General features: G+C 73.3%; 18 protein-coding genes and 1 pseudogene. 17 read left to right on the top strand and 2 right to left on the bottom strand.

All coding sequences use genetic code 11. The features are described from left to right. Positions 1-209: 209 nt before the first annotated feature. Entirely contained in the window at positions 210-962 is a 753-nt protein-coding gene (locus tag IE225_RS25395; protein WP_190059934.1) for an HdeD family acid-resistance protein, read from the top strand. Between the two features lie 248 nt (positions 963-1210). Then, positions 1211-1720, top strand: a complete 510-nt coding sequence (locus tag IE225_RS25390) for an ATP-binding protein (protein WP_190060003.1) — start codon at positions 1211-1213, stop codon at positions 1718-1720. Positions 1721-1819: 99 nt separating this feature from the next. Here the strand turns inward: IE225_RS25390 and idi are convergent, their stop codons facing one another. Next, positions 1820-2413 carry an isopentenyl-diphosphate Delta-isomerase gene (gene idi, locus IE225_RS25385; protein ID WP_190059933.1) on the bottom strand — a complete coding sequence of 198 codons (594 nt, stop codon included), beginning with the start codon at positions 2411-2413 and terminating at the stop codon, positions 1820-1822. Positions 2414-2530: 117 nt separating this feature from the next. After that, a complete protein-coding gene (locus tag IE225_RS25380; RefSeq protein ID WP_190059932.1) occupies positions 2531-3463 on the bottom strand; it encodes a cation diffusion facilitator family transporter in 933 nt (310 codons plus the stop codon). Between the two features lie 585 nt (positions 3464-4048). Between IE225_RS25380 and IE225_RS25375 the strand changes: the two genes are divergently transcribed. From IE225_RS25375 to IE225_RS25305, 15 genes and pseudogenes are all read left to right on the top strand, one after another. Continuing rightward, positions 4049-5881, top strand: a complete 1833-nt coding sequence (locus IE225_RS25375; RefSeq protein ID WP_190059931.1) for a DUF5941 domain-containing protein — start codon at positions 4049-4051, stop codon at positions 5879-5881. Beyond that, positions 5878-6630: a phosphocholine cytidylyltransferase family protein gene (locus tag IE225_RS25370; RefSeq protein ID WP_190059930.1), complete on the top strand. Its 753-nt coding sequence runs from the start codon at positions 5878-5880 to the stop codon at positions 6628-6630. Before IE225_RS25375 ends, IE225_RS25370 begins: the two co-directional genes overlap by 4 nt. Beyond that, the gene (locus tag IE225_RS25365) at positions 6618-7679 is read left to right on the top strand and encodes an iron-containing alcohol dehydrogenase family protein (protein ID WP_190059929.1); all 1062 of its coding nucleotides are present in this window, start codon (positions 6618-6620) and stop codon (positions 7677-7679) included. The genes IE225_RS25370 and IE225_RS25365 overlap by 13 nt, the downstream gene beginning before the upstream one ends. Beyond that, complete coding sequence (locus tag IE225_RS25360; RefSeq protein WP_190059928.1) at positions 7657-8436, top strand: CDP-alcohol phosphatidyltransferase family protein; 780 nt, start codon at positions 7657-7659, stop codon at positions 8434-8436. Before IE225_RS25365 ends, IE225_RS25360 begins: the two co-directional genes overlap by 23 nt. A gap of 47 nt (positions 8437-8483) precedes the next feature. After that, positions 8484-9329: a glycosyltransferase family 2 protein gene (locus tag IE225_RS25355; protein ID WP_190060002.1), complete on the top strand. Its 846-nt coding sequence runs from the start codon at positions 8484-8486 to the stop codon at positions 9327-9329. An 87-nt stretch (positions 9330-9416) separates the two neighbouring features. Then, positions 9417-10346 (top strand): ABC transporter permease, encoded by a 930-nt coding sequence (locus IE225_RS25350; RefSeq protein WP_190059927.1) that lies wholly within the window; start codon positions 9417-9419, stop codon positions 10344-10346. Then, positions 10339-11148 carry an ABC transporter ATP-binding protein gene (locus IE225_RS25345; RefSeq protein ID WP_190059926.1) on the top strand — a complete coding sequence of 270 codons (810 nt, stop codon included), beginning with the start codon at positions 10339-10341 and terminating at the stop codon, positions 11146-11148. Before IE225_RS25350 ends, IE225_RS25345 begins: the two co-directional genes overlap by 8 nt. Before the next feature lie 326 nt (positions 11149-11474). Continuing rightward, positions 11475-12407: a squalene synthase HpnC gene (gene hpnC, locus IE225_RS25340; protein ID WP_373303273.1), complete on the top strand. Its 933-nt coding sequence runs from the start codon at positions 11475-11477 to the stop codon at positions 12405-12407. Continuing rightward, positions 12404-13354, top strand: coding sequence for a presqualene diphosphate synthase HpnD (hpnD, locus tag IE225_RS25335; protein ID WP_190059925.1), 951 nt, complete (start codon positions 12404-12406; stop codon positions 13352-13354). The genes hpnC and hpnD overlap by 4 nt, the downstream gene beginning before the upstream one ends. A gap of 415 nt (positions 13355-13769) precedes the next feature. Next, positions 13770-15179 (top strand): hydroxysqualene dehydroxylase HpnE, encoded by a 1410-nt coding sequence (gene hpnE, locus IE225_RS25330; protein ID WP_190059924.1) that lies wholly within the window; start codon positions 13770-13772, stop codon positions 15177-15179. Beyond that, positions 15176-16321, top strand: a complete 1146-nt coding sequence (locus IE225_RS25325; protein WP_190059923.1) for a polyprenyl synthetase family protein — start codon at positions 15176-15178, stop codon at positions 16319-16321. The genes hpnE and IE225_RS25325 overlap by 4 nt, the downstream gene beginning before the upstream one ends. A gap of 116 nt (positions 16322-16437) precedes the next feature. Continuing rightward, positions 16438-18432, top strand: coding sequence for a squalene--hopene cyclase (gene shc / locus IE225_RS25320; RefSeq protein WP_190059922.1), 1995 nt, complete (start codon positions 16438-16440; stop codon positions 18430-18432). Next, positions 18432-19073, top strand: coding sequence for a 5'-methylthioadenosine/S-adenosylhomocysteine nucleosidase family protein (locus IE225_RS25315; protein ID WP_190059921.1), 642 nt, complete (start codon positions 18432-18434; stop codon positions 19071-19073). The genes shc and IE225_RS25315 overlap by 1 nt, the downstream gene beginning before the upstream one ends. 5 nt (positions 19074-19078) lie before the next feature. Next, positions 19079-20101, top strand: a complete 1023-nt coding sequence (gene hpnH / locus IE225_RS25310) for an adenosyl-hopene transferase HpnH (protein ID WP_190059920.1) — start codon at positions 19079-19081, stop codon at positions 20099-20101. Positions 20102-20105: 4 nt separating this feature from the next. Next, a pseudogene (locus IE225_RS25305) lies at positions 20106-20228 on the top strand (flavodoxin-dependent (E)-4-hydroxy-3-methylbut-2-enyl-diphosphate synthase); the annotation flags it as partial.

Here is a 20228-nt window from a genome sequence, read left to right as displayed (position 1 = left end):
TCGCCGCCCCGTCCGCGCGTCGTCCCTCCTGCTCCGCCGCCCGCCCGCGCACCGTTTTACCCGCGTACCGTCCGTGTTTTACCCGCGTGCCGTCCACCCGTGTACCGGGCGTTACGGCCGGTGGGCCGGGGGGACTCGGAGCGGGGGATCCGAAGCGGCAGACCGGAGAACCCGCGACTGCGGGGGCCGTACGACGTGAGGAGGCGCTGATGGCCACGTCCACCAAGCCGGGGGGCGAGACGGCGAAGCTGCGCCGCGGATTCGGCTTGCTCGCCGGGCTCGGCGTCGTCCTGGTGCTCGCCGGACTCGTCGGCCTGATCTACACCGGCGTCGCCACCCTGACCTCGATGCTGCTGTTCGGCTGGCTGCTGCTGATCGGTGGCGTGGTCGGCCTGCTGCACGCCGTCCAGGCCCGCCACCAGAACTTCTTCTGGCTCGGCGCCATCGTCGCCGCCCTGAACATCGCGGCGGGCGTCGTGGTCATCGTCAAGCCCCACGCGACGGCCGAAGCGCTCACCATGTTCGCCGCCCTGCTGTTCCTGACGGCCGGGATCTTCCGTCTCGTCGGCAGCGTGGTCGTGCGCGGCCCCCAGTTCGGCTGGACCCTGGTCCTGGGCGCCTTCGACCTGCTGCTCGGCATCCTGGTGCTGGCCAACTGGCCGAGCAGCAGCCAGTACACCATCGGCGCCTTCATCTCCCTCGCCCTGCTCTTCGACGGCCTCGGTCTGATCGCGACCGGCTACGGCGGGCGGCGCATCGTCGGCATGGTCTCCGACCGGCTGGAGAGGGGAGCCGGCCCGGGGCACCTGCCCGGCGGGACGGGCAAAGGAGGAAAAGGAGGGGTGGGCACAGGAGGAGCGGGCACGGGGGAAACGGGAACAGGGGGAGCGGGCACGGGCCGGGCGCCCGGCGTGTCCCCGCCCGGCGCGCACCGGGGAGGAGACCAGCCGGGCCGGCCGTGAGCCTGCGAAGCCCGAAGCAGGAGGCTTGTGAGGCCCGAAGCAGGGGGCCCGTAAAGCCCGGACAAGGTGCAACCGTGCGTGAACCCGCACGTCACCGGCAGAAGCGGTCGTGCGGGCGACCGGATGGGACGTGACCGGTCGGAAGCGTTCGATACCCGTCGACTTGTGTGCAGGTCGGCGGGAGGCGTCGGTGCCCTGTCAACACTCGACGTGTGGCGACGATCGAGCGCGAGGGCGGGGGTCGGGCGATGGACGACGACGGGCGCGAGTCCGGCCCCCGCCCCGGCGACGGGGCGAACGTGCCCGCCGGCGGCGGCCCGCCCCCGCCCCCGCAGCTGCCGTACGAGGGTGTCTGGCGGTTCACCGCTCCCGCTGTCGACGCCTCGGTGCCGCAGGCCCGGCGCGCGGTGCGCGACCTGCTGCAGCGCCAGGGCGTACCGGTCGGCGAGGACCTGCTGCAGGGGCTGCTGCTGATCGTCTCCGAACTGGTCACCAACGCCGTCCGGCACGCCGCCGTGCTCTCCCCGGTCCTCGCCGTCGAGGTCGCCGTCGGCGCCGACCGGGTGCGGGTGGCGGTGGAGGACCGCCACCCCTACCGGCCCACGGCCCTGGAGGCCGACCACGCGCGCACCAGCGGCCGCGGACTGCTCCTGGTCCGGGAGATCGCCCGCGAGGCGGGCGGGCTGTGCGACGTGCGCCGTACGGCCGACGGCGGCAAGGCGGTCTGGGCCGTCCTGCCGCTCAAACCCGCCCGCTGACCTGCCGGGACGCAGCCAGGGACGCCGCCAAGGGCACCGCCATGGATGCCGCCAAGGGCGCCGCCGGGGATGCCACGAGGGCTGCCGCCGGGGGCGTCGTCACCAGCCCGCGGCCGGTCCCGTCAGCTCGCGGATCGCCGGCCGGGCCGCGTCCAGGACGGTCGGGAACCACGCCGAGAACGGGTCGCGCGCGTGCCGCTCCGCCAGCTCCTGAGGGGTCACGAAGGCCGTCGCGCCGACCTCCTCCGGGTCCGGGTGCACCGGGGTGCGCACCAGGCCGGCGAAGAGGTGGTTGTACTCCTGCTCGACCAGGCCCGACAGCGGGTCCGGGTGGTTGTAGCGGACCGTGCCCGCCTCCGCCAGCAGCGCCGGGGAGACGCCCAGTTCTTCGTAGGTGCGCCGGGCCGCGGCCGCGAACGGGGACTCGCCGGGGTAGGGGTGGCCGCAGCAGGTGTTGGACCAGACACCGGGGGAGTGGTACTTGCCCAGCGCCCGCTGCTGCAGCAGCAGCCGGCCGCGGTCGTCGAAGAGGAACACGGAGAACGCCCGGTGCAGCAGCCCCGGCGGCTGGTGCGCCGCGAGCTTCTCCGCGGTGCCGATCGTCACGCCGTTCTCGTCGACCAGTTCCAGCCAAATGGCGTCCGCGGTACCGTTCGGCGCGCCGTGCGCCGCGGTGGTAGGTGTGATCGGCATACCCGTCCTTCACATCGGTCCTCGAGCCCCCAGTCTGCCGCACACACCCGGCGCACCCGGCGCTTCGCCCCCGTCCGCATGTCCCGGCACGCCCCCGTCACCGGGGTCGGCGCGGGGTCAGTGGCACAGGCGGGCCTCGTGCTCGGCGTGCCCGCCCGGCTCGAGCTGGAAAGTGCAGTGCTCGACGTCGAAATGGCCGCCCAGGCAGTCCTGCAGCTCGTGCAGCAGCTTCTCGTTGCCGACGGTGTCCAGGACGTCGGAGCGGACCACCACGTGCGCCGACAGCACCGGCAGCCCGGAGGTGATGGTCCAGGCGTGCAGGTCGTGCACGTCCTCCACGCCGTCCAGGGCGAGGATGTGCGCGCGCACCTGCGCCATGTCGACGTCCTTGGGGGCGGCCTCCAGCAGCACGTCCAGCGTCTCGCGCAGCAGCTTCCAGGTGCGCGGCACGATCATCACGGCGATGAGCAGGGAGGCGATCGGGTCGGCGGCCCGCCAGCCGGTCACCAGGATCACCGCCGCCGACACCAGCACCGCCAGCGAGCCGAGCGTGTCCGCGGCCACCTCCAGGAACGCGCCGCGCACGTTGATGCTCTCGTCGCGGCCCCGCAGCAGCACGGCCAGCGACACCGAGTTCGCCACCAGTCCCACCGCGGCGAAGACGACGGTCAGCCCGCCGTGGGTGGCGGCCGGCGTCACGAACCGCTGCACCGCCTCGTAGAGCACGTAGCCGCCCACGCCGAGCAGCAGCAGGCAGTTGGCGAGCGCCGCCAGGATCTCGGCGCGGGCCAGGCCGAAGGTGCGGCGCGTGCTCGGCGGGCGGCCGGCGACGTGGACGGCGAGCAGCGCCATGCCCAGGCCCAGGGCGTCCGTCGCCATGTGCGCGGCGTCCGCGATCAGGGCGAGGGAGTCCGCGACCAGGCCGCCGGTGACCTCGACCACCGTCACCGTCAGCGTGATCAGCAGTGCCACGCGCAGTCTGCCGCGGTGGGCGGCGCCCGCCGTACCGGTGGCGCCGACGCCGTGCCCGTGGTCGTGACCGGCTCCCATCTGTCCCAAGCCCTCCTGCGGTCCGCCGAGGCTCACAGTCAACTACGGGCGGGGGGTATCCGGCAACGCGGCAGTGAACACCGTTGTCATCTGCCGTGACCTGCGGAAACCAGCCGCAGGTCAGCGGCCGCAGCCGCCCGCCGGCGCCCTTGTCCCGCGCCCCGCGCCCCTCTCACCCGGCACCTCCCGCGCATCTCGTCCGGTGCCTCCCGCCCCTCTCACCCGGCACCTCCCGCACACCTCGCCCGATTCCTGCCGCGTACCCCGGGCGGCGCCGGTCACCGCGGCCCGGCGCCGCCCGGGCAGGGACGGTCCCTCCGCCTCCCACCCCCCGTACCGCACCCGCTATGCCGCGAATGCCCGGTCTGGTGCGGAGTTTGTGGCGCCGACGGCGCATCGCCCATGATGATCGCGGCGGCGAGGCCGTGGCAGAGTGTGTCGACAGGGCCGTGAACGGCCGGTGAACACCGGCTTCCGGTCATCCGATAGCCTCTGCCGACATGCCGCCCGGATGCCACCGGCAGGGGCGCCCCACGAAGCACACGGCCGGCGCGGACGCGTCGGCGCCCAGGGAGTGAGATTCGGTTGCCGACCGCCATCCTCACCGGTCCGCCGGTTCCCGGATCGTCGATCGAGAACGATCTGCGGGCGCTCGGTTTCGACGTGCGGACCGCCGACGCGGCCGCCGACGCCGAGACGCTTCTCGCCCAGGTCCCCGCCGACGAGCGCGTCGCCGTCGTCGACGCCCGCTTCGTCGGCCACCTGCACGCCCTGCGCCTCGGCCTGACCGACCCCCGCTTCCCGCTCGCCGCCGTGCCCGGCGCCGTCACCGCCCAGCCGGCCGGCCGTCGCGCCCTGACCCGGGCCGTGGCCCGCGAGACCTCCGAGGGCGGCGGCACCGCGCTCGCCGTGGACAGCCTCGCCGACCGCGTCACCGCGGCGCTCGTCGCCGACGGCGCCGAGGTGCACCGGCCCGAGCTGGGCAGCCTGGTCGCCACCGTCCCCACCGACCCGCAGGCCCGCAACGAGGCCCGCCAGGCCGTGGCCGCCGTCGACGACGAGGCCATACGCCTGAAGTCCGCGGTGAAGGCGCGCGACGGCTTCTTCACGACCTTCTTCATCAGCCCGTACTCGCGCTACCTCGCCCGCTGGTGCGCCCGCCGCGGCCTGACCCCGAACCAGGTCACCACCGCCTCCCTGCTCACCGCCCTGATCGCGGCGGCCTGCGCGGCCACCGGCACCCGGGGCGGCTTCGTGGCCGCGGGTGTCCTGCTCATCGCCTCCTTCGTGCTGGACTGCACCGACGGCCAGCTCGCCCGCTACTCCCTGCAGTACTCCACGCTCGGCGCCTGGCTGGACGCCACCTTCGACCGGGTCAAGGAGTACGCCTACTACGCGGGCCTCGCCCTCGGCGCGGCCCGCGGCGGCGACGACGTGTGGGCGCTCGCGCTGGGCGCGATGATCCTGCAGACCTGTCGGCACGTGGTCGACTTCTCCTTCAATGAGGCCAACCACGACGCCACGGCCAACACCAGCCCCACCGCCGCCCTCTCCGACCGGCTCGACAGCGTCGGCTGGACGGTGTGGGCGCGGCGGATGATCGTGCTGCCCATCGGCGAGCGGTGGGCGCTGATCGCCGTCCTGACGGCGGCGACGACCCCCCGGACCACTTTCTACGCCCTGCTCGTCGGTTGCGCCTTCGCCGCGACGTACACCACGGCCGGCCGGGTGCTGCGCTCGGTGACGCGCAAGGCGACGCGTACTGATCGGGCCGCGCGGGCGCTGGCCGATCTGGCCGACAGCGGGCCGCTGGCCGAGGCGGCGGCCCCGCTGCTGCGCCGGCTGCCCGCCCGGGGCCCGCTCGGCGCGCGCTTCCTGCTCGCCCTGCCGGGCGCCGCGCTGGTGGTCGCCGCCGCGGGCCTGGAGCCCTACGGCAGCCCCCTCCCGGTCGTCCTCGCCGTGCTGTACGTCCTCACGTCCGCCGCCGCCGTCGCCCGGCCCCTCAAGGGCGCCCTCGACTGGCTCGTCCCCCCGCTGTTCCGTGCCGCCGAGTACGGCACCGTCCTGGCACTGGCGGCGAAATCCGGGGTGCACTCCGGGGTGAACTCCGGGGTGAACGGAGCCCTTCCGGCGGCCTTCGGGCTGGTGGCCGCCGTCGCCTACCATCACTACGACACGGTCTACCGCATCCGCGGCAACGCGGGTGCTCCCCCGCGCCGGCTGGTGCGGACGATCGGGGGACATGAGGGCCGCACCCTGCTGGTCACGGTGCTCGCCGCGCTGCTGACCGCCGCGCAGTTCAAGGTCGCGCTCACGGTCCTCGCCGCGGCCGTCGCGCTCGTGGTGCTCGCCGAGAGCATCCGCTTCTGGGTGTCCGCAGGGGCGCCCGCAGTTCACGACGAAGGAGAACCCGCATGATCGGCCTCGTGCTGGCGGCCGGCGCCGGACGGCGCCTGCGCCCCTACACCGACACCCTGCCCAAGGCGCTGGTGCCGGTGGGGCCCGCGGGCATAGAGGGCGAACCGACGGTCCTGGACCTCACCCTCGGCAACTTCGCCGAGATCGGCCTGACCGAGGCCGCGATCGTCGTCGGCTACCGCAAGGAGGCCGTGTACGAGCGCAGGGCCGCGCTGGAGAAGAAGTACGGCCTGAAGCTCACCTTCGTGGAGAACGACAAGGCCGAGGAGTGGAACAACGCCTACTCCCTGTGGTGCGCCCGCGACGTCCTCAAGGAGGGCGTGATCCTCGCCAACGGCGACACCGTGCACCCGGTCTCCGTCGAGCGGACCCTGCTGGCCGCCCGCGGCGAGGGCCGGCGGATCATCCTCGCCCTGGACACGGTGAAGCGGCTCGCCGACGAGGAGATGAAGGTCGTCGCCGACCCCGAGCACGGCGTGCGGAAGATCACCAAGCTGATGGACCCGGCCGAGGCCACCGGCGAGTACATCGGCGTCACCCTCATCGAGGGCGACGCCGCCGCCGACCTGGCCGACGCGCTGAAGACGGTGTGGGAGAGCGACCCGCAGCAGTTCTACGAGCACGGGTATCAGGAGCTCGTGAACCGGGGTTTCCGCATCGACACGGCACCGATCGGCGAGGTCGCGTGGGTCGAGATCGACGACCACGACGACCTCGCCCGGGGACGGGAGATCGCGTGCCAGTACTGACCAGGCTCATCCCCTCGCCGCTCGTCGTGGACATCCGCCCGGGTGCCCTCGACGACCTGGCCTGCCTGCTGGCCGACGAGCGCATCTCGCACTCCGGCCGGCTCGCCGTCGCCGTCAGCAACGGCTCCGGCGCGAAGCTGCGCGAGCGCGTCGCGCCCGGCATGCCCGGCGCCACCTGGTACGAGGTCGGCGGCGGCACCCTCGACGACGCGGTGCGGCTGGCCGGCGAGATGAAGGCCGGCCACTACGACGCGGTCGTCGGCCTTGGCGGCGGCAAGATCATCGACTGCGCCAAGTTCGCCGCGGCCCGCGTCGGCCTGCCGCTGGTCGCCGTGCCGACCAACCTCGCGCACGACGGCCTGTGCTCGCCGGTCGCCACCCTCGACAACGACGCCGGCCGCGGCTCCTACGGCGTGCCGAACCCGATCGCCGTCGTCATCGACCTGGACGTCGTCCGCGAGGCCCCGGCGCGCTTCGTGCGCTCCGGCATCGGTGACGCGATCTCCAACATCAACGCGATCGCCGACTGGGAGCTCTCCAACCGCGTCACCGGCGAGAAGATCGACGGTCTCGCCGCGGCGATGGCCCGCCAGGCCGGCGAGGCGGTGCTGCGGCACCCCGGCGGCATCGGGGAGAACGACTTCCTGCAGGTGCTGGCCGAGGCGCTGGTCCTCACCGGGATCGCGATGTCGATCTCGGGTGACTCGCGCCCCGCCTCGGGCTCCTGCCACGAGATCAACCACGCCTTCGACCTGCTGTATCCCAAGCGGGCCGCCAGCCACGGCGAGCAGTGCGGCCTGGGCGCCGCCTTCGCGATGCACCTGCGCGGCGCGCACGAGCAGTCGGCGCACATGGCCGAGGTGCTGCGCCGGCACGGGCTGCCGGTGCTGCCGAAGGAGATCGGCTTCACGGTGGACGAGTTCGTCCGCGTGGTGAAGTACGCCCCGGAGACCCGGCCCGGCCGCTACACGATCCTCGAACACCTCGACCTGACCACCGACCAGATCAAGGACACCTACGCCGACTATGTCAAGGCCATCGGTAGCTGAACTCCGCCCGGTCGTCCACCCCGCCGGGGTGAAGGACCGGCGCAGCGGTGAGCACTGGGCGGGACGCCTCTACATGCGGGAGGTGTCGCTGCGCGTCGACCGCTACCTGGTCGGCACCCGGATCACGCCCAACCAGCTCACGTACCTGATGACCGTCTGCGGCGTGCTCGCGGCCCCGGCCCTGCTGGTGCCCGGGGTCGCGGGCGCCGTGCTCGGCGTGGTCGCGGTCCAGCTCTACCTGCTGCTGGACTGCGTCGACGGCGAGATCGCCCGCTGGAAGAAGCAGTACTCCCTCGCCGGGGTCTACCTGGACCGGGTCGGCGCCTACCTGACCGACGCCGCCGTCCTGGTCGGCCTCGGCCTGCGCGCCGCCGACCTGTTCGGCCCCGGGCGGATCGACTGGCTGTGGGCCTTCCTGGGCACCCTCGCCGCGCTCGGCGCGGTCCTGATCAAGGCGGAGACCGACCTGGTGGGCGTCGCCCGCCACCAGGGCGGGCTGCCGCCGGTCAAGGAGTCCGCCGCCGAGCCGCGCTCCTCCGGCATGGCGCTGGCCCGCCGGGCGGCCGCGGCGCTGAGGTTCCACCGGCTGATCCTCGCCGTCGAGGCGTCCCTGCTGATCCTCGTCCTCGCCGTGGCCGACGCGGCCCGGGGCGACCTGTTCTTCACCCGGCTCGGCACCGCCGTGCTCGCCGGGATCGCCCTGCTGCAGACCGTGCTGCACCTGGTGTCCGTCCTCGCCTCCAGCAGGCTGCGGTGAGCGCCGTGGAAGCCTCCTCGCTCAAGGTCGGCGCCGTCGTCATCACCATGGGCAACCGCCCCGAGGAGCTGCGCGCCCTCCTCGACTCCGTCGCCAAGCAGGACGGCGACCCGGTGCAGGTGGTCGTCGTCGGCAACGGCTCGCCGGTCCCCGAGGTCCCCGAGGGGGTGCGCACCGTCGAGCTGCCGGAGAACCTGGGCATCCCCGGCGGCCGCAACGTCGGCATCGAGGCCTTCGGCCCCGGCGGACGCGACGTCGACATCCTGATGTTCCTGGACGACGACGGCCTGCTCGCCCGCCAGGACACCGCCGAGCTGTGCCGCCGGGCCTTCGCCGAGGACCCCGAGCTCGGCATCGTCTCCTTCCGCATCGCCGACCCCGAGACGGGCACCACCCAGCGCCGCCACGTCCCCCGGCTGCGCGCCTCCGACCCGATGCGCTCCTCGCGGGTCACCACCTTCCTCGGCGGCGCCAACGCCGTGCGCACCAAGGTCTTCCAGGAGGTCGGCCTGCTGCCGGAGGAATTCTTCTACGCGCACGAGGAAACCGACCTGGCATGGCGGGCCCTGGATGCGGGCTGGATGATCGACTACCGGTCCGACATGGTGCTGTACCACCCCGCGACCTCGCCCTCGCGGCACGCGGTCTACCACCGCATGGTCGCGCGCAACCGGGTCTGGCTCGCCCGCCGCAACCTCCCCGCCCCCCTCGTCCCCGTCTACCTCGGTGTCTGGCTGCTGCTCACCCTGCTGCGCCGCCCCTCGGGACCGGCCCTGAAGGCCTGGTTCGGCGGGTTCAAGGAGGGCTGGACCACCCCCTGCGGTCCCCGCCGGCCCATGCGGTGGCGTACGGTGTGGCGGCTGACCCGGCTGGGCCGGCCCCCCGTGATCTGACAAGCTCTCCTTACCGAGAGCCGTGACGAGCTCCGCGAGCCCGGCCCGCACCGGCTGCGCATCCCGAGGACGAAGGCTTTTCCACCAGTGAGTGAGACAACGCACGACGGCGGCGTCGCCCTGAGCGCGGCCCCGCCGTCCGACGAGCGCCTCACGGCGGCGCAGCTCGCCGCCAAGTACGGGCTGTCCGTCAGCGGCGCCCGCCCCCCGCTGCCCGAGTACGTCCGCCGGCTGTGGGGACGGCGGCACTTCATCCTCGCCTTCTCCCAGGCGAAGCTGACCGCCCAGTACAGCCAGGCCAAGCTCGGCCAGCTGTGGCAGGTGGCGACCCCGCTGCTGAACGCGGCCGTGTACTACTTCATCTTCGGTGTGATCCTGCGGGCCAGCCGCGGCATGTCGCACGACGTGTACATCCCGTTCCTGGTCACGGGCGTGTTCGTGTTCACCTTCACGCAGAGCTCGGTCATGGCGGGCGTGCGGGCCATCTCCGGCAACCTCGGCCTGGTGCGGGCCCTGCACTTCCCGCGCGCCTCCCTGCCCATCTCGTTCGCGCTCCAGCAGCTCCAGCAGCTGCTGTTCTCGATGATCGTGCTGTTCGCCGTGGCGATCGGCTTCGGCAGCTACCCCGGCCCGTCCTGGCTGCTGATCGTCCCGGTACTGGTGCTGCAGTTCCTGTTCAACACCGGTCTGGCGCTGGTCGTGGCGCGGATGGGCGCCCAGACGCCCGACCTCGCCCAGCTGATGCCGTTCGTGCTGCGCACCTGGATGTACGCCTCCGGCGTCATGTTCTCCATCCACCACATGCTCGCCGGCCGCCCCGAGTGGCTGCAGCGCGCGCTGCAGGTCAACCCCGCCGCCGTCTACATGGACCTGATGCGCTTCGCGCTGATCGACGGCTACGGCTCCGAGAACCTGCCGCCGCACGTGTGGGCGATCGCCCTGGGCTGGGCCGTCGTCGCCTTCGCCGGCGGCTTCGTGTACTTCTGGAAGGCGGAGGAGAGGTACGGCCGTGGCTGAGCCGACGCAGACCCAGCAGCCGCACGGTGACCGGCCGGAGGAGCGCATCCCCACCGTCATCTGCGACGACCTGCACATCGTCTACCGCGTCAACGGCGCGCGGACGGGCCGGGGCAGCGCCACGGCCGCGCTCAGCCGCATCCTGCGCCGCGGCTCCGACGAGCGGGGGGTGCGCCGGGTGCACGCGGTGCGCGGCGTGTCGTTCGTCGCCTACCGCGGCGAGGCCATCGGCCTGATCGGCTCCAACGGCTCGGGCAAGTCCACCCTGCTGCGGGCCATCGCCGGCCTGCTGCCCGCCGAGAAGGGCCGGGTCTACACCGACGGCCAGCCCTCGCTGCTCGGCGTGAACGCGGCCCTGATGAACGACCTGACCGGCGAGCGCAACGTCATCCTCGGCGGTTTGGCCATGGGCATGTCCCGGGAGGAGATCAAGGAGCGCTACCAGGAGATCGTCGACTTCTCCGGCATCAACGAGAAGGGCGACTTCATCTCCCTGCCGATGCGCACCTACTCCTCCGGCATGGCCGCCCGCCTGCGGTTCTCCATCGCCGCCGCGAAGAACCATGACGTGCTCATGATTGACGAGGCGCTGGCCACCGGCGACCGCAAGTTCCAGAAGCGGTCCGAGGACCGCATCCGGGAGCTGCGCAAGGAGGCCGGCACGGTGTTCCTGGTCAGCCACAACAACAAGTCGATCCGCGACACCTGCAACCGGGTGCTGTGGCTGGAGCGCGGCGAGCTGCGCATGGACGGTCCCACCGACGAGGTGCTCAAGGAGTACGAGAAGTTCACCGGCAAGTAGGCCGTTCGCCGCAGCGGGCCCCGCCGGCCGGGTCGGCGGGGCCCGCTGTGCAAAGGAAGCGTCAACTCCGCAGGACGTCAGGAATCTTGGTGTCAATCGGTGTGTTGTTGTGATGTGCAGGACACCCCGGCGAGGCTGGCTGCGCTGTACAACGTAAGCTGGGACGGTCGCGAATGACGGCAAGTCGGGTGATACTGCACGACACCCTCCACCGGGGCAGCCGCGCACGGCCGGGCGGCGTGTCCGAAATAGTGTGTATTGCGTTGTCGGTGTAGAACGGGAGATGTGACGGCAATGGCTACGGAAACTCCCAGGCTCCGCGCAGCATGTGCCGTCCCAGCCCCGGGCAGCGCACGGTGACGGGACCGGCCGCGGTGCACGCCGGCGACCTGGAGCGCGGCACGCTCGACAAGGCCACGGGTGAGAACTTCCCCGTGGCGCCGTTCTTCCTTCCCCGTCCCTGGCGCGCCGACCTCATGGCGGTCTACGGCTTCGCCCGCCTGGTCGACGACATCGGCGACGGCGACCTCGCCCCCGGCGGCGCCGACGCGCGCGCCCTCGGCGTGTCGCCCGCGCAGGCACAGGACCGGCTGGTGCTGCTGGACGCCTTCGAGGCCGACCTGCGCCGCGTCTTCGGCGGCACCCCGCGCCACCCCCTGCTGCGCCGGCTCCAGCCGACGGTGCGGCGCCGCGGCCTGACCCCCGGGCCGTTCCTCGCCCTGATCGCCGCCAACCGCCAGGACCAGCTCGTCCACCGCTACGAGACCTACGACGACCTGCTCGCCTACTGCGAGCTGTCGGCCAACCCCGTGGGCCGCCTCGTCCTCGCCGTCACCGGCACCTCCACCCCCGAGCGGATCCGCCGCTCCGACGCGATCTGCACGGCCCTGCAGATCGTCGAGCACCTCCAGGACGTCAAGGAGGACCTGGGCCGCGACCGCATCTACCTGCCCGCCGCGGACATGAAACGCTTTCACGTCCGGGAGGCGGACCTCGCCGCGCCCACCGCGGGCGCGTCGGTGCGTGCCCTGATCGCCCACGAAGCGCAACGCGCCCGCGAGCTGCTGAATGAAGGCGCCCCCCTGGTGGGTAGCGTCCACGGCAGGTTGAAGCTGCTGCTCGCAGGGTTCGTGGCGGGGGGAAGGGCGGCGATCCGCGCGATCGCCGCCGCGCACTACGACGTACTTCCCGGCCCGCCCAAGCCCGGCAAGGTCCAGTTGCTGCGTGAGGTGGGCGTGACTCTGCGAGGAGAGGGGTGATCCGGACCGTGGAGGTCGAGCAACACGTGTCCGCACCGGTACTCGCCGCCTACCGCTATTGCGAGGTCGTCACCGGGCAGCAGGCCCGCAACTTCGCGTACGGCATCCGGCTGCTGCCCACGCCCAAGCGGCGCGCCATGTCCGCGCTGTACGCCTTCTCCCGACGCGTCGACGACATCGGCGACGGCTCCCTGGCCAACGATGTCAAGGTGGCACGGCTGGAGGAGACCCGGGCGCTGCTCGCCCGGATCCGCGAGGGGGCCGTCGAGGAGGACGACACCGATCCGGTCGCGGTCGCCCTCGCGCACGCCGCCCGGTCCTTCCCGATCCCGCTCGGCGCGCTGGACGAGCTGATCGACGGCGTGCAGATGGACGTGCGCGGCGAGACCTACGAGACCTGGGACGACCTGAAGGTGTACTGCCGGTGCGTGGCCGGTGCCATCGGGCGGCTGTCGCTCGGCGTGTTCGGCACCGAGCCGGGAGCGCGCGGCGCCGAGCGCGCCCCCGAGTACGCCGACACCCTCGGGCTCGCCCTGCAGCTGACCAACATCCTCAGAGACGTCCGCGAGGACGCCGAGGGCGGCCGCACCTACCTGCCCGCCGACGACCTCGCGAAATTCGGCTGCTCGGCCGGCTTCCGGGGGCCGCTGCCACCGGAGGGCTCCGACTTCGCGGGCCTCGTGCACTTCGAAGTGCGACGGGCCCGCGCGCTGTTCGCCGAGGGCTACCGACTGCTGCCCCTGCTCGACCGGCGCAGCGGCGCGTGCGTGGCCGCCATGGCCGGCATCTACCGCCGTCTGCTCGACCGCATCGAACGCGACCCCGAGGCCGTGCTGCGCGGCCGTGTCTCCCTCCCCGGCCGCGAGAAGGCCTACGTCGCCGTCCGCGGCCTGTCCGGCCTGGACACCCGCCACGTCTCCCGCCAGCTGGTCAGGAGGCGCGCCTGATGCACCACGGCGACGGCAACGACGGAGCGGCCCGCGCGGCGCGGCAGCCGTCCCGGACGGCCGGGCGCCCGGCCTGCGGGTGCGCGGCCGTGCGGGTGCCCCCGGTGGCGGCTGCGCCGGCCGGCGGGCGGACGGCGGCGCGCACGCCGCGTCCTGCGCCGGCGCGGCCCGGCACTGCCGGGACGCCCGTGACCTGCGCGGACGCCGCCCCGGGCGAGGTGCTCCGGGCCGGCGGGCCGGCTTCCGGCCGCCCGGCCCGTCGCGCCGCCCGGTGCGCCGTACGGCACCGCGCCGCGGCCGCTTCCCGCGCCGCGGGCGGCCGGTGGGCAACCCCGCGCCGGGCTGCGGCGTCCCTGACGGCAGTGGACCGGTGGGCGTCCGGCGCGCGTCCCGGCAGCGGGGGAGAGGAGGCACGATGACCGGCGCAACGCAGGAGCGGGGCGGCACCGCCGTGGTCGTCGGCGGCGGGCTCGCCGGGATCTCCGCCGCGCTGTCGCTCGCCGACGCCGGGGTGCGCGTCACCCTGCTCGAAGGGCGGCCGCGGCTGGGCGGGCTCGCGTTCTCCTTCCGGCGCGGCGAGCTCACCGTCGACAACGGGCAGCACGTGTACCTGCGCTGCTGCACCGCCTACCGCTGGTTCCTGGAGCGGATCGGGGCCAGTGCGCTCGCCCCGCTGCAGAGCCGCCTCGACGTGCCCGTCGTCGACGCCGCCAAGCCCGAGGGCCGCAGACTGGGCAGGCTGCGGCGCGACCCGCTGCCCGTACCGCTGCACCTGGGGCGCAGCCTGGCCACCTACCCGCACCTCTCGCTCGCCGACCGCGCCCGGGTCGGCCGTGCCGCGCTCGCGCTGAAGGGGCTCGACCCCGCCGATCCGGCACTGGACGCACAGGACTTCGGCAGCTGGCTGGCCGCGCACGGCCAGTCGGCGCGCGCCGTCGAGGCCCTGTGGGACCTGGTCGGCGTGGCGACCCTCAACGCGGTCGCGGGCGACGCCTCCCTGGGGCTCGCCGCAATGGTGTTCAAGACCGGTCTGCTGTCCGACCCGGGCGCCGCCGACATCGGCTGGGCGCGCGTCCCGCTGGGCGACCTGCACGACCGGCTGGCCCGCAGGGCGCTCGAGACCGCCGGGGTGCGCATCGGAGTCCGTACACGCGTCACCTCCCTCTCTCAGAACGACAACGGCCGTTGGAGCGTTCAGGTTCCCGGCGAGAGGATCACGGCGGACGCCGTCGTCCTCGCCGTACCCCAGCGCGAGGCGCACACCCTGCTCCCGCCCGGCGCGCTCGAACAGCCCGAGCGGCTGCTCGCCCTCGGCACCGCGCCCATCCTCAACGTGCACGTCGTCTACGACCGCAAGGTGCTCGGGGTGCCCTTCTTCGCCGCGCTGGGCACCCCGGTGCAGTGGGTGTTCGACCGCACCGAGGCCGCCGGCCTGACGAGCGGCCAGTACCTCGCGCTGTCGCAGTCGGCCGCGCACGAGGAGATCGACACGCCGGTCGCCGAGCTGCGCGCCCGCTACCTGCCCGAACTCGAGCGACTGCTGCCCCGCGCGCGCGGCGCCCGGGTCAGGGACTTCTTCGTCACCCGGGAGCGCACCGCCACGTTCGCTCCCGCCCCCGGCGTCGGGCGGCTCAGGCCCGGCGCCCGCACCAAGGCACCCGGCCTGTACCTGGCCGGGGCGTGGACCGCCACCGGGTGGCCCGCGACCATGGAGAGCGCGGTCCGCAGCGGTGTCGGCGCGGCGGGCGCCGCGCTCGGCGCCCTGGGCCACTCCCGCGCCCGGCTCCCGGCCTTCCCCGGCGACGTCCTCGGGGAGGCCGCATGAGCCGCACGACCGGAGACCGGCGGGGGACGGACCTGAGCACCCTCGGTACCGCAACAAGAGGAGAGACTGTGCCCACTGTGCCCCCGGCCTCGACGGCCGCCCGAGAGACCGCAGGGGACGTGACCGCGCTCCTGGAGCGCGGCCGCACCCTGGCCATGCCGGTCCTGCGGGCGGCCGTCGACCGCCTGGCCGCCCCCATGGACACCGTCGCCGCCTACCACTTCGGCTGGATCGACGCCCACGGCAACCCCGCCGACGGCGACGGCGGCAAGGCCGTACGGCCCGCCCTCGCCGTGCTCTCCGCCGAGGTCACCGGAGCCGCGCCCGAGGTCGGCGTGCCCGGCGCGGTCGCCGTCGAGCTCGTGCACAACTTCTCGCTGCTGCACGACGACCTGATGGACGGCGACGAGCAGCGCCGCCACCGCGACACCGTCTGGAAGGTGCACGGCCCCGCCCAGGCCATCCTCGTCGGCGACGCCCTGTTCGCCCTGGCGGGCGAGGTGCTGCTGGAGCTCGGCACGGTCGAGGCCGGCCGCGCCGCCCGCCGTCTGACCACCGCCACCCGCGCCCTGATCGACGGCCAGGCGCAGGACATCTCCTACGAGCACCGCGAGCGCGTCAGCGTCGCGGAGTGCCTGGAGATGGAGGGCAACAAGACCGGCGCCCTGCTGGCCTGCGCCAGCTCCATCGGCGCCGTGCTCGGCGGCGCGGACGAGGCGACCGCCGACACGCTGGAGAAGTACGGCTACCACCTCGGCCTGGCCTTCCAGGCCGTCGACGACCTCCTCGGCATCTGGGGCGACCCGGAGGCCACCGGCAAGCAGACCTGGAGCGACCTGCGCCAGCGCAAGAAGTCGCTGCCGGTCGTGGCCGCGCTCGCGGCGGGCGGCCCCGCCTCCGAGCGGCTCGCCGAACTCCTCGCCGCCGACGCCAAGAGCAGCGACTTCGAGAACTTCTCCGAGGAGGAGTTCGCCGCCCGGGCCGCCCTCATCGAAGAGGCGGGCGGCCGGGAGTGGACCGCCGAGGAGGCGCGCCGCCAGCACGCCCTCGCCCTCGAGGCCCTCGACGCCGCGGACATGCCGGACCAGGTGCGGGCCCGGTTCGCGGCGCTCGCCGACTTCGTCGTCGTACGGAAGAGATGATCCCTATCGGCCGGACACGCCTCGCGTAGTCGCCGGCCGGTGCCGCGCCCGGCGACGCACCGGCCGACGGCGGACCCACAGCAGCACGACTCGCACGACTGCACGAAGGGGAAGCCATGACAGCGACGACCGACGGAAGCACCGGAGCGGCCCTCCCGCCCCGCGCTGCCGCGGCCACCGACACCGACATCACGACCCCCGCGGCAGCCGGGGTGGAAGAGGCCGCCCGGCGCGCCGTACAGCGCGCCACCGACTTCCTGCTGGCCCGTCAGGACGCCGAGGGCTGGTGGAAGGGCGACCTCGAGACCAACGTCACGATGGACGCCGAGGACCTGATGCTCCGTCAGTTCCTCGGCATCCTGGACGAGAAGACGGCCGAGGCGGCCGCCCGCTTCATCCGCGGCGAACAGCGCGAGGACGGCACCTGGGCCACCTTCTACGGCGGCCCGGGTGACCTGTCCACCACCATCGAGGCCTACGTCGCGCTGCGCCTGGCCGGCGACGAGCCCGACGCCCCGCACCTGCGCAGGGCCTCCGCCTGGATCCGCGAGCAGGGCGGCGTCGCCGCCTCCCGCGTCTTCACCCGCATCTGGCTCGCCCTCTTCGGCTGGTGGAAGTGGGAGGACCTGCCCGAACTCCCGCCGGAACTCATCTACCTGCCCCGCTGGTTCCCCCTCAACATCTACGACTTCGGCTGCTGGGCCCGGCAGACCATCGTGCCGCTGACCATCGTCTCGGCCAAGCGCCCGGTGCGCCCGGCGCCCTTCCCCCTCGACGAGCTGCACGTCGACCCCGACCACCCCAACCCCGTCAAACCCCTCGCGCCGGCGGCCAGTTGGGACGGCGCCTTCGAGCGGCTCGACAAGGCCCTGCACGCCCTGCGCAGGGTCGTCCCCAGGCGGCTGCGCAAGGCCGCGATGAACACCGCCGCCCGCTGGATCATCGAGCGGCAGGAGAACGACGGCTGCTGGGGCGGCATCCAGCCCCCGGCCGTGTACTCGATCATCGCGCTGTACCTGCTGGGCTACGACCTGCAGCACCCCGTCATGCGCGAGGGCCTGGCCTCGCTGGACCGCTTCGCCGTGTGGCGCGAGGACGGCGCCCGCATGATCGAGGCCTGCCAGTCCCCGGTGTGGGACACCTGCCTGGCCACCATCGCGCTCGTCGACGCCGGACTGCCCGCCGACCACCCGCAACTGGTCAAGGCCGCCGACTGGATGCTGGGCGAGCAGGTCGTCCGCCCCGGCGACTGGGCCGTGCGCCGCCCCGGACTCCCGCCGGGCGGCTGGGCGTTCGAGTTCCACAACGACAACTACCCCGACATCGACGACACCGCCGAGGTGGTCCTCGCGCTGCGCCGGGTCACACACCACGACCCGGAGCGGGTGGACCGGGCGATCGAGCGCGGGGTGCGCTGGAACCTCGGCATGCAGTCGAAGAACGGCGCCTGGGGCGCCTTCGACGTCGACAACACCAGCCCCCTCCCCAACAAGCTGCCGTTCTGCGACTTCGGCGAGGTGATCGACCCGCCGTCCGCCGATGTCACCGCCCACGTGGTGGAGATGCTCGCCGTCGAGGGCCTCGCCCACGACCCGCGCACCCGGCGCGGCGTGAAGTGGCTGCTGGCCGAGCAGGAGCCGGACGGCTCGTGGTTCGGCCGCTGGGGCGTCAACTACATCTACGGCACCGGTTCCGTCGTCCCCGCGCTCGTCGCCGCCGGGATCCCCGCCGAGCACCCGGCGATCCGCCGTGCCGTGGCCTGGCTGGAGAGCGTGCAGAACGACGACGGCGGCTGGGGCGAGGACCTGCGCTCCTACAAGTACGCCGAGGAATGGCGGGGCCGCGGCGCCTCCACCGCCTCCCAGACCGCGTGGGCGCTGATGGCGCTGCTGGCGGCGGGGGAGCGGGACTCCGAGGCCGTCGAACGCGGCATCCGGTGGCTCGCCGACACCCAGAAGGAGGACGGCTCCTGGGACGAGCCGTACTTCACCGGCACCGGCTTCCCCTGGGACTTCTCCATCAACTACCACCTCTACCGGCAGGTCTTCCCGCTCACCGCCCTCGGCCGGTACGTGCACGGAGAGCCCTTCGCCGGGGGCAAGGGGAGTTGATGGCCGCCCCGCCCGCCCCGGCCCCGCTGCTGATCGCCTGCGCGCTCGGCATCGAGCACCTGGCGTTGCGTGCCGGCGAGCGCGGCGGCGCGGGCGGGCCGGTCACCGTGCTGCGCACCGGCATGGGCCCCCGGGCGGCCGAGCAGTCGGTCACCCGGGCCCTGGCCGACCCGGCGCTCGCCTCGGCCGCCGTGCTGGCCACGGGCTTCTGCGCGGGGCTCGCCCCGGGCATGCACCCCGGCGACCTCGTGGTCGCCGAGGAGACCCGGCACCCGCGCGGCGGCGTCCCGTGCGTGGGCACCGGCCTGCTGGCCGAGGAGCTCGGGCGCCTCCTGCCCGGGCGCAGGGTGCACACCGGGCCGCTCACCGGCTCCGACCACGTGGTGCGCGGCCCGGAGCGCGCCGAGCTGCGCGCGACCGGCGCGCTCGCGGTCGACATGGAGTCGGCGGCGACGCTGCTGGCCGCCGTGCGCACGGGCCCCCGTCCGGTTGCGGCCGTCCGGGTGGTCGTGGACGCTCCGGAACACGAGCTCGTCCGGATCGGCACGGTACGCGGTGGAATATCAGCTTTCCGCGTCCTTCGTTCCATACTTCCCGCTTTTTATGAATGGCACCGTTCCTTGCCGCTCCCCCGGAGGTGAGCCAGATGGCCATGCCGCTGCGTCAGTCCATCAAGATCGCTACCTACCTCGCCGAACAGAAGCTGCGCGGGCGGGAGAAATTTCCGCTCATCGTGGAGCTGGAACCCCTCTTCGCCTGCAACCTCAAGTGCGAGGGCTGCGGCAAGATCCAGCACCCGGCCGGGGTGCTCAAGCAGCGCATGCCGGTCGCGCAGGCCGTGGGAGCGGTACTGGAGTCCGGTGCGCCGATGGTGTCGATCGCCGGCGGCGAGCCGCTGATGCACCCCCAGATCGACGAGATCGTGCGCCAGCTGGTGGCCCGGAAGAAGTACGTCTTCCTGTGCACCAACGCCGTGCTGCTGCGCAAGAAGATGGACAAGTTCACCCCGTCGCCGTACTTCGCGTTCGCCGTGCACATCGACGGGCTGCGCGAGCGGCACGACGAGTCGGTGGCGAAGGAGGGCGTGTTCGACGAGGCGGTGGCGGCCATCAAGGAGGCCAAGCGGCGCGGCTTCCGGGTGACCACCAACTCCACCTTCTTCAACACCGACACCCCGCAGACCGTCATCGACGTGCTCAACTTCCTCAACGACGAGCTGCGGGTGGACGAGATGATGATCTCGCCCGCCTACGCCTACGAGAAGGCGCCCGACCAGGAGCACTTCCTGGGCGTGGAGCAGACCCGCGAGCTGTTCCGGAAGGCCTTCTCCGGCGGCAACCGCAGGCGCTGGCGGCTCAACCACTCCCCGCTCTTCCTCGACTTCCTCGAGGGCAAGATCGACTTCCCGTGCACCGCGTGGGCCATCCCCAACTACTCGCTCTTCGGCTGGCAGCGCCCCTGCTACCTGATGAGCGACGGGTACGTGCCCACCTACCGCGAGCTGGTGGAGGAGACCGACTGGGACAAGTACGGCCGCGGCAAGGACCCGCGCTGCGCCAACTGCATGGCGCACTGCGGCTACGAGCCCACCGCCGTGCTGGCCACCATGGGCTCCCTGAAGGAGTCGCTGCGGGCCATGCGCGAGACCGTCGCGCAGAATCGCGGGTGACGCCATGAGCGCCATCCCCCTGGGCGTCCCCGAGGTCCCGGCCCGGCCGGTGGGACCGCGCCGGAAGAGCCGGCAGATCATGGTCGGTCCGGTGGCGGTGGGCGGGGACGCGCCGGTGTCGGTGCAG

This window comes from Streptomyces echinoruber, assembly GCF_014651135.1.
Taxonomy (GTDB): Bacteria; Actinomycetota; Actinomycetes; order Streptomycetales; family Streptomycetaceae; genus Streptomyces; species Streptomyces echinoruber.
This window is presented reverse-complemented; position numbering and strand designations above follow the sequence as displayed.